The sequence below is a fragment of the Clostridium sp. FP2 genome (genome assembly GCF_011065955.2).
In the GTDB taxonomy this organism is placed as follows: Bacteria; Bacillota; Clostridia; order Clostridiales; family Clostridiaceae; genus Clostridium_AD; species Clostridium_AD tagluense.
The window spans coordinates 2,415,411-2,427,982 of the sequence record NZ_JAAMNI020000001.1 but is presented as its reverse complement, the minus strand read 5'-3'; the positions used below and the strand labels follow the sequence as shown (position 1 = coordinate 2,427,982).

The 12,572-nt window shown below is 31.3% G+C and carries 12 protein-coding genes; 5 read left to right on the top strand and 7 right to left on the bottom strand.

Annotation, left to right across the window (positions count from 1 at the left end; all coding sequences use genetic code 11):
- Positions 1-3: 3 nt before the first annotated feature.
- On the top strand, positions 4-1,128 hold the full coding sequence (locus G9F71_RS11655) for a Ger(x)C family spore germination protein (RefSeq protein WP_164948151.1): 1,125 nt from the start codon (positions 4-6) through the stop codon (positions 1,126-1,128).
- 90 nt (positions 1,129-1,218) lie between these two features.
- Here the strand turns inward: G9F71_RS11655 and G9F71_RS11650 are convergent, their stop codons facing one another.
- From G9F71_RS11650 to aroB, 6 genes are all read right to left on the bottom strand, one after another.
- Entirely contained in the window at positions 1,219-2,079 is an 861-nt protein-coding gene (locus G9F71_RS11650; RefSeq protein WP_164948152.1) for a mechanosensitive ion channel domain-containing protein, read from the bottom strand.
- Between the two features lie 62 nt (positions 2,080-2,141).
- Positions 2,142-2,567, bottom strand: coding sequence for a type II 3-dehydroquinate dehydratase (gene aroQ, locus G9F71_RS11645; RefSeq protein WP_125004275.1), 426 nt, complete (start codon positions 2,565-2,567; stop codon positions 2,142-2,144).
- A gap of 11 nt (positions 2,568-2,578) precedes the next feature.
- Positions 2,579-3,361: a chorismate mutase gene (locus G9F71_RS11640; RefSeq protein ID WP_164948153.1), complete on the bottom strand. Its 783-nt coding sequence runs from the start codon at positions 3,359-3,361 to the stop codon at positions 2,579-2,581.
- Between the two features lie 58 nt (positions 3,362-3,419).
- Positions 3,420-4,490 (bottom strand): chorismate synthase, encoded by a 1,071-nt coding sequence (gene aroC, locus G9F71_RS11630; protein WP_164948154.1) that lies wholly within the window; start codon positions 4,488-4,490, stop codon positions 3,420-3,422.
- Positions 4,471-5,757 carry a 3-phosphoshikimate 1-carboxyvinyltransferase gene (gene aroA, locus G9F71_RS11625; protein ID WP_164948155.1) on the bottom strand — a complete coding sequence of 429 codons (1,287 nt, stop codon included), beginning with the start codon at positions 5,755-5,757 and terminating at the stop codon, positions 4,471-4,473. Before aroA ends, aroC begins: the two co-directional genes overlap by 20 nt.
- 29 nt (positions 5,758-5,786) lie before the next feature.
- Positions 5,787-6,863 (bottom strand): 3-dehydroquinate synthase, encoded by a 1,077-nt coding sequence (gene aroB, locus G9F71_RS11620; protein ID WP_164948156.1) that lies wholly within the window; start codon positions 6,861-6,863, stop codon positions 5,787-5,789.
- A gap of 347 nt (positions 6,864-7,210) precedes the next feature.
- Here aroB and G9F71_RS11615 point away from each other — a divergent pair, with 347 nt between their 5' ends.
- The 4 genes from G9F71_RS11615 (at position 7,211) to G9F71_RS11600 (ending at position 10,861) form a co-directional block, all read left to right on the top strand.
- On the top strand, positions 7,211-7,852 hold the full coding sequence (locus G9F71_RS11615) for a pentapeptide repeat-containing protein (RefSeq protein WP_164948157.1): 642 nt from the start codon (positions 7,211-7,213) through the stop codon (positions 7,850-7,852).
- 53 nt (positions 7,853-7,905) lie between these two features.
- Positions 7,906-8,928, top strand: a complete 1,023-nt coding sequence (locus tag G9F71_RS11610) for a metal-dependent hydrolase (protein WP_164948158.1) — start codon at positions 7,906-7,908, stop codon at positions 8,926-8,928.
- 76 nt (positions 8,929-9,004) lie between these two features.
- Positions 9,005-9,727 (top strand): phosphatase, encoded by a 723-nt coding sequence (locus tag G9F71_RS11605; protein WP_164948159.1) that lies wholly within the window; start codon positions 9,005-9,007, stop codon positions 9,725-9,727.
- A gap of 210 nt (positions 9,728-9,937) precedes the next feature.
- Positions 9,938-10,861 (top strand): polysaccharide deacetylase family protein, encoded by a 924-nt coding sequence (locus G9F71_RS11600; protein WP_164948160.1) that lies wholly within the window; start codon positions 9,938-9,940, stop codon positions 10,859-10,861.
- Between the two features lie 98 nt (positions 10,862-10,959).
- Here G9F71_RS11600 and G9F71_RS11595 read toward each other — a convergent pair whose 3' ends face one another.
- Complete coding sequence (locus G9F71_RS11595; protein WP_164948161.1) at positions 10,960-12,564, bottom strand: serine/threonine-protein kinase; 1,605 nt, start codon at positions 12,562-12,564, stop codon at positions 10,960-10,962.
- Between the last annotated feature and the right edge of the window lie 8 nt (positions 12,565-12,572).

The following is a 12,572-nucleotide window of genomic DNA, read 5'->3' as shown; positions in this document are numbered from 1 at the left end:
TGAATGAAAAGATATAGTTTAATTATATTATCTGTTTCATGTCTATTTATATATCTAATATTTAATTCAAGCGAAGGTAATCTTGCCATAGAAAAAATTGATGTTTGCTCTGGACTATCCTTTGACCTCATTACAAGTAAACCATTGACTGAATATGATGTTGCTGCAAGTGCGTATACTTTCACTAAAAAAAATGAAATTTCAACTGTTATACTGGAAGGCATTAGTAAAAACATTGCTGAAAGCAGGTCAACCAGACAAACTACCAGCAGCAAAGAATTCTTGCTTGGATTACAGAAAGTATTCATTTTTAGTGAAGCTGTGGCTACTTATGGTATTAATCCTATTATTGACATAATGTTTTCTAATCAACAAATGAATGATGCTACGTGGATTGTTGTTTGTAAAGACAAAGCTCTTGATATGCTAAAATTTAAAGTTGAGGATGCTGTGTCTTCGGCAGATCATATTGATGGTATGATTGAAAGCTCTATGGAACAGAATTTCATGTCTGACGACTATAAAGTGGTAGATACATATGTAAGGGTAGACTCAGAGGGAAGAAATCTAGTTCTTCCATACCTTGAAATATTAAACAATAAAATTACTTTGAACGGCATGGCTGTTTTTAAAAAAGACAAGATGGTTGCAACAATACCGATTAAAGACGCCAGGTATATGAATATTTTAAGGGAAGATAAGGTTAAAGGAATACTAACACTTCAAAAGGATTCACTAAAATTGATATCAAATTATGGAGAATCCAAAAGGAAGGTACATTGTAAACAAATCAATGGTAAATATAAATTTATTATTGACTTAGAATTTAAAGGTCAAGTAATAAATAATACTATGTATTCTGACTTTATGATAAACCCCAAAACAGTAGAAAAATACACTCATGAATTAGAGGAAGAAACAGAGAAAAGGTGCAATGAATTTATAAATAAAATGCAAAACCAGTATAAAGTAGATTGCCTAGAACTTGGTCGTGATGCTGCAGCTACTTTTGGCCGAAGCCCCGAAACAAATTGGGATAACATTGTTTGCAATGCAGACATTATTGTTAATGTAAAGGTGAAGGTTAATAATCTTGGAAGAGGTCAGTTTTTATTTAAAAGTAAATAAAAGATAATTTTTTATTTGAATATGTATTATTAACAATAATATACAAGCAGGATTAAAGGTCCGTAGCCAGATAGCGCAACTGACCTTTAATTATAATAATTCTATATCTTCATTTTTAGAAAACTCATCTAAAATATCCTCTACTATGGCATGTTCTAAATTTCTAAAATTTCGCGCCTTGCAAATAAACCTTAAACTTAAACACACTCTTCCCTCTTCTATAGAAGTGTATATTGTGTGAGAAAGGTTTTCATAATAAATTGGAAGAGTTTTTGATGCTATACTTAGTGCCTCCTTTGCTTCTTGTTCTATATCTCCCACTTTATCATTAGCAATAGTTACTAATATCTCTTTAGCTTTTTTCCAATTGCTGCTCAGGCTAAGGTTTATTTCAATCTCATTCCAAGTAAACGGGAAGGAGTTAGTCTCATTTATAAGTTCTTCAGTGAGCAGTATTATATTTGGTATATGAGTAATTCTTCCCGTACTTTGTCCATAAGTTTTGTTGTCATTTTCAATAACTTCAATTATAGTGGTATAAAACCAGTCCACTGCTAATACGTCACCAAGACTTTTCCCAATTTTTATTCTATCACCAATTGCAAAGGGCTTTTGGGTGTTAATTATTACCCACCCTAGAAAACTAGCTACAACATCACGAAAGGCAAAGGCTAGCCCAGCTGAGAAAATCCCCAAAAAAGTCAGTATATCTTTAGACTCATACATCCATATTGGTATAATGACCATAACTGATAAAATATTTATAAATAATGAAGTTGTCTTTTTATATTTTATTATATCCTTAGAGTAAAACTTGGATTTATCAACAAATGAGCAGATACCTTTTTTAACTAAATGAAATATAATTATTAATGCCAAAGTTATTATTAGCCTTATCAAAACACTAACAGTTTGAAACTTCAAACCAATCTCCAATAAAAATGCAGCCATAGGCTTTCCCCTCCTTTATAATAATTTTAACTATACACAGAATTCAAGTTAGTCCATTGTCACTATTTTTGTAATAAAGCGTTTAAAGCCATAACGTAACCATATTTACCAAATCCACAAATTTGGCCTATGCAGGCTGGCGCAGTTACTGATTTTTGTCTAAATTCTTCTCTTGCATAGATATTACTAAGATGAACCTCTATAGTATTTATAGAAACTGATTTTATAGCATCAAATATTGCAATGCTATAATGGGTGTATGCTCCAGCATTAATGATTATTCCATCGTACTTATCGTAAGCATCCTGTATGAAGTTTATTATTTCACCTTCGATATTGCTTTGAACAATATCAATAGGAACCTGAAGTTTTTTAGCCTCTTTATAGAGATAACTACACATTTCTTCGTAAGTTGTGTTTCCGTAGACGTTCTTCTCCCTTATTCCAAGAAAATTTAAGTTCGGACCATTAATTATTAATACCTTCATAACCGCACCTCTTATTTATTATTTTCTGCATATATCTCTATAATATTATTAACTACATCATAAGTGTTACTAATATTCATAATTTCATAATCACAATATTTTTTATACAAGGGCCCTCTCTCCTCAAAGATTAAGTAAAGCTGAGATGGATCCTTTGAAAGTAAAGGGCGAGTCTTAACCTCTATATCCCCTACTATGTTTTTAATAGGTCGATTGATGTAAATTATAATTCCATTTTTCTTAAGACTTTTAATATTATCATATCTCTTAATTACCCCACCACCAGTTGAAATAACTGCTGGGACTCTTTCTGATACTTCCAAAACTGCCTTAGCTTCTATGTCTCTAAACAAATCCTCCCCATTTTTAAATATTTCAGTAATCTTAAGATTTGTACTCTTTTCAATGTATGTGTCTATGTCTAGGAAACTCATGCCTAATTTTTCTGCAAGTATTTCCCCAATTGTACTTTTACCTGATCCAGGCATCCCAATTAAAACTATATTTTTCCTCCTGTGATTTTTGTTTTGAAGGCCTCTGCTTATTTCCATAACAGCTTTAAAGAATTCCTCTACTTCTAAATGTAAATTACTATTTTTAACTAGATCTAAGTTCTTCTTTATAACCGCTTCTTCTCTAGCTCCATTTAAAATTTCCATATTGTTTTTCTTTTTATATTCACCTATCTTTAGAACTAACTCCATACGATTTTCAAATAGGGAGAGAAGGCTCGCATCGATTTTATCAATTTGATCTCTCAAATCATTTATATCAAAATTATCTACATTACTCATTAAACCACATCCTTAAATCATCACCTTCGCACTACTTATCCTCGACGAAGCTGTAATATTATATAAAATCTAAAATGCTCATTGCAGCGCAGGCTTCAATTACTGGTAGTGCTCTTAAAACTATACAAGGGTCATGCCTACCTGTAATCGATACTTCTGAATCCTCGAAGGTGTCCATATCAATAGTACTTTGAAGCTTAGCTATGGAAGGAGTTGGTTTCATTGCAACTCTAAATACTATGGGCATCCCATTAGAAATGCCTCCATTTATTCCACCATTATTGTTAGTTTTCGTTGCAACACTGCCTTTATTCATGTAAGGCAGATCATTAGCCTTACTTCCTCGAAGCTTCGTTATATCAAAGCCACTACCAAATTCTACACCCTTTACTGCTGGAACAGAAAATAGTAATTGAGCTAAATTACTCTCTATAGAATCAAAAAATGGTTCGCCAAGTCCACAAGGTAAGTTTAATATAGCAGCCTCAATTATGCCTCCAACAGAATCAGATTCTTCCTTAGCTTTTAAAATAATACTTTTCATTTCTTTCCCTTTAACATCATCAATTACGGGAAAATCTTTGTTTAAAATATCTATTAGAAATTGATTTTTTAAATTAACAGCATCAAAGTAGTTGTCAAATACATTCTCAATACTCAAAACATGACTTCCTATTTGGATTCCCTTATGGAAAAGGATTTGCCTTGCAACAGCACCTGCAAAAACAAGTGGCGCAGTAATTCTTCCTGAGAAATGACCGCCACCTCTATAATCATTAAAGCCTGAATATTTAACTTTTCCTGTAAAATCTGCATGGCCTGGTCTTGCTAAATCCTTTAACTTGTCATAATCCACAGAATTTTGATTTTCATTAAATATAACCGCGCAAAGAGGTGTACCAGTTGTATATCCATTAAAATATCCACTTAGAATTTCAACTTTGTCTCCTTCCCTTCTTGTAGTTGAAAATTCACTTTTACCTGGCGCACGTCTTTGCATTTCATTATTTATAAAATCCATATCAAGTTTTATACCGGCGGGTAATCCATCAATAGTTATTCCTATGCCTCTTCCATGAGATTCTCCAAATATAGAATACTTTATTTTTTTACCCCATTGTCCACTCATTAATTTCCCCTCCTAGGCTCTTAAAATCCTCATAAAAATTGGGATAGGATTTTTTTACTGCCCCACTATCCTGTATTATAAGCTTCTGCGTACATTTAATTGATGCAATAGCCATGGCCATAGCTATTCTATGATCATTCCAACTGTTTACCACTCCACCCTTAAGCCATGGTTTACCATGAATTATCAGCGAATCCTCTCTTTCTATAACCTCAGCCCCAATTTTATTTAGCTCTGTTGCTATAGCTTTTAATCTGTCAGATTCTTTAATTCTAGCTCTCCTTGCATTAATAATTTCTGTGGTACCAAAGCTTAATGCACCAAGCACTGCAACTATTGGTAAAAGGTCAGGACATTGCGATACATCAACAATAGTGCCTCGTAAATCTGATTTTGAAGCCTTTAAAATTCCATCTGTAAGTGAGATTTTTCCACCCATATTTTTTATTATGTCCACTATTACCCTGTCTCCTTGGAGTGATTCCATATTTAAATCAACACAGGAAACCTCTCCACCTAAAACACCTGCTGCAAGGTAAAATGCTGCTTGTGAAAAATCACCTTCAACTCTGTAGTCTCTTTTTTCATAGTGTTGATTTCCTTTTACCACGAATTCTCTATAATTATTATTTTCTATGATTACTCCAAATTTAGAAAGTATATCTAAAGTTAAATCTATGTAACCAATAGATTCCATTTTGGTAGTAACCACAATTATTGAATCTCCATTTAATAAAGGTAGTGCATAAAGAAGACCGGTAATAAACTGGGAGCTTACATCTCCTCTAAGTTCAAAAATTCCAGGATTAAGTCTCCCATCTATTGTTAGTGGAAGGTACCCTCTATCTGTTGTATACTTTATATTCTGCTTATCAAAGATTTCATAATAAGGTTTAAGTGTTCTTTCTACTAGTTTCCCTTTACCTTTAAAGACTATTTTCCCCATACTGTGCATTGCTATAGGGATTAAAAAACGTAATGTTGATCCACTTTCATTGCATTCTAACTCATTACAAGCTGTTTCATTGTTTTCAATTTTATTATTAGAAGTTATTTTAAGACTTCCTTTACTTTCTTTTATTTTCGCTCCAAGTTTTTCTATAATTTCACAAGTAGCTATTATATCCTCAGACATATTAACATTATGGACCATGCATTCCCCATAGCTCAGTGCTGCAGCTATAATTGCTCTATGACATAAGGATTTTGATGGTGGAATTTTCACTTTTCCCTTTAAAGAAAAAGGCTTTATCATAACCGATTTCATAACTTATTACCTCAATTCAATATAATAATTTATTTGTGATTTCTTTGTAAATAATCTTCAATTTTAGCGGACTTGATTTTTTCAATAAAGCTATTACCAATGGACTCTATTAATATAAATTTCATAGAATCACCAATATTTTTCTTATCATGACTAATAGTTTCAATTATAGCTTTAGTTTTTATTTCAGGCAAGTTCCAAGGTAAATTATACTTAATTAAGATGTCTTTTATAATATTTGCTGTCCCAATTTTAGTAACTCCTAGTTCTTCCCCTAATTTTGTTATAGCATGCATTCCCATTGCCACCGCTTCTCCATGGGAGTACTCCTTAAAATTAAAGAATTGCTCAATTGCGTGCCCTATGGTATGACCAAAGTTTAGTAACATCCTCTCCCCAGTGTCCCTCTCATCTCTTTCAACAATGCCTGCCTTAATGCAGCAACAAGTATAAATAATTTTATCTATGTCTTTTAAAACAGCTTCTTTGTTTTCATAATTCATTAATTTATAAAACAACTCTCTATCTTTAATTGCTCCATATTTTATTACTTCACCCATACCGTCATTAAAAAATTTATCATTAAGTGTTCTAAGGAGCAGTGGATCAATAAAAACTGCCCTTGGATTATAAAAACTTCCTACCAGATTCTTCCCACGAGGTAGGTCTACTGCCACCTTACCACCTACGCTACTATCCACTTGCGAAAGTAGCGTAGTTGGAATTTGTATTAATGGAATTCCTCTTAAAAAAGTTGCGGCTGCAAAACCAGTCATATCTCCCACAACTCCACCACCTAAAGCAATTATAATATCTCCCCTGTTTATCTTGAAATCTAAAAGTTTGTCGTATACTCCTAAAAGAGTGTCAAAGGACTTGCTTTCTTCCCCCACTTTCACCACAATTTTAAAAGTCTCAAACCCTTCTGCTTTTAATGAGCTAACCACCTTTTCACCGTAAAATTTATTAACATTAGAATCCGTTACTATAGCTATTTTTCTTCCTTTATATATCTTCTTAACTTCACTACCAATTTCGCCAAGCAATCCATTCTTAATGTATATTGGATAGCTGCCACTAGAGCCTTTAACTTCAATACTATACATTTTAGCCTCTCTCCTTTCTTCTATTCGTTGAACTCACAAACATTCTACTTTATCGCCATTTATTATTGCATCTTTTATCTGTTATATATTATTTTCGAAGTCCTCTATTTTATTAATTATATTTTCTTTGTTATATAAAAGCAAATCAGGCCATAATTCGCCCTTTAATTTACAATCTGCTATAAAAAAATATAAGATTTCAATAAATCATTGACTTTTATTAAATTTGTGTATAATATTTATAATGAATATGGAGACTTCTAGCCACTTCTCAAAATTGGTTAGGAGTCTTTTTAATTAGACTAATAAAAGGAAGGCAAATAAATGTATTTGCCATGGAGGTAAAAATGGGTAAGAATCATAGTGTTAGGAATAATTTTGTTTACAACAATATAGAGAAAAAAGATAAGAACTTTATGTATAAAAATCTTGAGAGAAGTAATTGCTATAATTGTAATTTTTCCAGGTCAAATTTTGATTATGTAACTTTTAGAGGTGCACATTTTAAATCTTGTGTATTTTCTGACTGTACCTTTAAATGGGCTGAATTCATTGGAACAAATCTTAAGAACAGTGATTTTAAAGATACAATATTTGAAAATGCTATATTTGACTCTGTGAATTTAGATGGGGCTGATTTCAAAGATGCAGAATTTAAAAACACTATATTTTTAAATTCGGATCTTACAAAAGCTAAAAATCTTAGCATTAAGAATTCAGATACTAAAGTATTTAGTGAAATGCCTGAAATGGAAATTAGTGAAGACCTTCAAATTGCTATTGTAAATGCAATGAAAAATAAATATGTTAAAGCTGCTAGAGTTCTTGATACAAAAGATGGTGGCATTAATATAATAAGTCTAATGATATTATTAGAAAATTTTGATGAAGAAACGTTAATTAAGGGATTAAATATAATGAAAGCTGAATTAGATTGTGATTTTTACACATTAAGTTATATCGTTAAGTTTTTGAAGAATAATATGTAATTAATGCCCCTTGTGATTTTTGCTATGACATTAAAAATGTAAGGAGACATAATATGAATGGAAAATCACATCAAAAGATAGCAATGCTATCCTATGCAATAGTAGCAACAATACCTATTGTTAATTCTATGCCAATATTCAACAATGAATATATACATGTCCCCATAGGAATAAGCCTTGTAGGCCTTGCAACAGCAGGACTTGCAGGGTTAGTTGTTGATGCGGATAGTCAACATAGTAAGATAAATCACATGAACCCACTTACAAATGCAAGTAATAAGGTGATAAATACTTTAGAAAAAATATTAAAATTACTGCTTAGATTATTCTTAGGGGTTGGACTTGGGGCATTAATTTTATGGTATTCAAAAGATATTATATGGGAGTTAGAAAAAATTAAATTTATAGGGGAATACGCTTATATATTTACATATTTTACGTCTTTTGTTTTAATGGTTTTAGGAGTAACTAATGAGCGAATTTTTAAAAAAATCCCCGTAATTGGGACGGTTTATAAAAAATTATCAGCTATAATAAGTGTAGGATCAAATGATTTTATAAGAATTTCTATATTTTTAACTTATGCTGGTTCAAGCTTGATTTTATCCATTTATAACTTTACTAACTTAAATGACGCAAATATCTATCTTATTTGTATTTTATTAATTGGTATAGCAACCTTCCCTCATAGGTCATTTTTACATTCACTAGAAGGAGTTGCTATTTTCAACATTTCAGCTTCCTATGTATTTAAAAAATTAGGCTACGAATATTTAACAGGGTGTTTTTTTGTTGGATATATAAGTCATATTTATTGGGCTGATATATTTACAAAAGAAGGGGTACCATTACTTTCAATTCCAAGATTTATTGCAGTATTATTAAAAAAATTAGGCTTCCGTAATAAATTTGTTCAGTTTTTAGAAAAAATAGGTAAGTTCAAGCTTAAATTACCACCACATATTACCACTGGCTCCGATGCAGGCAATTTATTTGAAGTAATATATATCTTACTTTTATTTGTAGTGGTTGTAATAGGTTTCACTGTTTATGGTGGAGAATTTAGGGTTATTTAAATAAATTATAACCATAAGCCTGAATTTTGGTATACAATTAAAGATAAACAAATGAAAAAGTGAGAGGAGAGATTTTATGAAGTTTGTTGCGGATTTACATACCCATACTATAGTTAGTGGTCATGCATATAGTACACTAATGGAAAATGCAAAATATGCTAATGAGATAGGTCTTGAGATATTAGGGGTTACAGATCATGGTCCTAATATGCCCGGTTCTCCTGATCTTTGGTATTTTGGAAATTTTAAAGTACTGCCAAGAGAATTGTACGGCGTTAAAATGCTTTACGGTTGTGAAGCTAATATAATTGATTATGAAGGTAATCTTGATCTGCCATTAGACTTGCAAAAGGGTCTTGACATAATGATAGTAAGCATGCATGAACCACTTATGGAAGGTGGAAAGAGTGCGGATTTAAATACAGCCGCTATTTTAAAAGCTATGGACAATCCAAATGTTAATATTTTAGGACATCTTGGAAATCCAAAATTTCCTATACACGAAGAAGAAATAGTAAAAAAAGCAAAAGAAAAAAATATACTAATAGAATTAAATAATAGTTCTTTTATAACTTCGAGAATAGGCAGTGACAAAAATTGCACTAAAATAGCAAAACTTTGCATAGAATTCGGTGGAAAGATTATTGTGAATAGTGATGCTCATTTCTGTTTTTCTATAGGAAATTTTAGTTCTGTAGAAAAACTACTTAAAGACATAGATATGCCTGAAGAACTTATTGTTAATACAAATAGATCAATGTTAATTGAATTTCTTCGCGAAAAAGGAAAAAATGTATAAGTCACTTTAAAGACAAAAATAAGGGGTACATAGCAATTTAAGCTATGTACCCCTTATTTTTATTACTATTTTTCTTTTTGACGAAATCACTGCTACTCTCAATTCTAATTCATTTAAATATATTTTGCTTTATTAAATGTGAATATATTGATATTATGTAATTATATCTAAAAATCAATTGTAAAAATAAATAACAAAATGGGGCGTATTATGAAATCAAGTAAAAAACCACTTATAATAATTACAATAGCAATTTTTATATTGTGTATAGGCCTAGCTTATGGAATAAATAGGTTAGGAACTTCTAAAGGAAAAAACACACTAAACCGAGCAAAAATACCAGAAATTATTAGTGAAGAAATAAAATCACCAACGGAACACTCAGATAATTTGCCTGTGTATGATAGCTTAAAAATCGAAGAAAAAACTTATAAATCAGCATCTGTTTTTCAGGTAAAAAATAGTAAGATACCAATACTTATGTATCATTCTATTAGTTATGAAAAAGGAAATTCCTTAAGAGTTTCCAAAGAAAACTTTAGAATGCAAATGAAATATCTTAAAGATAATAATTATACAACCTTAACTATAGATGAACTTTATAGTTATATGAAAATAGGTAAAATAGTACCTAAGAAACCCATAATTATAACTTTTGATGATGGCTATAAAGATAACTACACTAATGCTTATCCTATTTTAAAGGAATTAGGATTAAAAGCAACTGTCTTTGTAATTGCTGGTGCCATAGATACTGAGAAAGATTTTTTAACCTCTAATGAGATAAAATCCATGGATTCAAACAATATGAGAATAGAAAGCCACACAACTGCACATGAACATTTAACTAAAATATCTTATAGTGCTAATATAAAAACAATGAAATCTTCAAAAGATAAATTAGAAAAAATATTAGGCAGAAAAATAAATTACATAGCATATCCCTTTGGAGAATATTCTGCCGACACAATAAAAGCAGCAAAAGAATCAGGCTATAAATTAGCTTTTTCAACTGACTCTGGCTTTATAGATAAAAATACTAATATTTATTCCTTGGCCAGAATCTTTGTTAATGCAAACTTCAGTTTTGATAAGTTCAAATTAAGATTGAATCCCTATAATAAGAAAAGGTAATATTGAAAACACTATAAAACATTTGAAAGGCGCATTTGCTTAGTATATTATTTTTAAAAATATTTATGCCATATACACAATGTATATGGCACAATTTATCATGGTTTTTTAACATCTACAGATAAATTTATATCTTTATTTACAGTAGAGCTTAAAACTGTTTTCAATATATAAGAACCTTGCTCAATATCCAAATCTTTAAAGTACAGCTTAACTTCCTGTTTACCCGAGCTTTGTGGAATTAGCATCATAGTAGTTGAGCTCTGATTATAGCTTTTTGTAGCTTCATTTTTATCATTTACTAAATAAGTTTTGCTTATATCTAATCTTTGTGTAGCAGCGGCTATATTTTCAAAATTTAATGTAACTATAACATCATGCTTTATAATCAGAATGCTAGTTAGTGAAATAGATAGTTTTGAGTTAGCAATAGATGCTGCAGGCTTTAAATTGTACTGCACAAGCTGATTTTTATCCTCATTATTATCTTTCTCTTTGTCTTTGTCTTTGTCTTTGTCTTTCTCTTTCTCCTTGTCCTTGCCCCTTACCTTGTCCTTACCTTTTCCATTGCTTGTGCCAGAACTTAATATCACAGGATTTTTTATATCTAATATTCCCTTAACAATAGTATCTTTTTCCACAACTTCAGCTGCCGGTTCTACCTTTGGCTTAGTTACTTCGGTTGTTTTAGCCACCGTTGCTTCGGTTGATTTAGGCGCAATTGAATGTTCAGGACCATTTTTATCTACTGCTTTATTATTCATTACCCAGGCTAAAATAACAACCAAAGCTATTATACAAGCAAGCGCTGATATTATAATTAGCTTAGTTCTATTCTTAAGTTTCTTATCCTCTACCAAAACTGTTTTGGAAGTATCCCTAGCAGATTCACTGGAATTCATAAACATTGTTTTTTCATTTTCGACCTCATCTATATTAGCATTAAGTGCAGAGCGCATCGCTGATACATCACTATAGCGGCTTTTAGGATCTATAGCTGAAGCCTTTTTAATAACACTAACTAAACTCTTAGCATCATCCGACCTATAATTTTTCTCAAACATAAGCTCTGAAGGTAGGTTTATGGATTTACTTGTAAGCATAAAAAACATAGTGGCACCAAGAGAATAAATGTCTGTTTGAGCATTGGATTGGGCATTTATAAGTTGTTCTGGTGCTATGTATCCCATTGAACCTAAAATCATAGTGTCGCCTTCTTGATTTTCCTTATATGTCCGCGCTATTCCAAAGTCGATAAGTACCACCTTGTTGTTAGATTTTATCATTATGTTAGCAGGCTTTAAATCTCTATATATAATTGGTGGATTAAAGCTATGAAGGTAACCTAATATGCTGCAGAGTTGCAGTGATATATCTGTTACAAGTTCTGCAGATAGAGACCCATTTGCCTCCACATATTCCTTTAAGGTCGTCCCTTCAATATAGTCTTCCACAATGTATAAATTATCATCTTCATAAAAGATATCAATAATTCGTACAATTCCTATGTGACTTAAGTTCTTTAGTAAATTAGGCTCAGCAAGAAAATCTATTTTGTCTTTCCACTGGCCATTTACTTCCTTAATCGCCCAAAAGTTTCCTAACCTGTTATTCTTGCAGAGATATACTGTCCCCATACCGCCTCGTCCTAAGACTTTTATTATTTCGTATTTTTCATCTAGTATTCGTCCCGGATTTAACATGTTCTCTC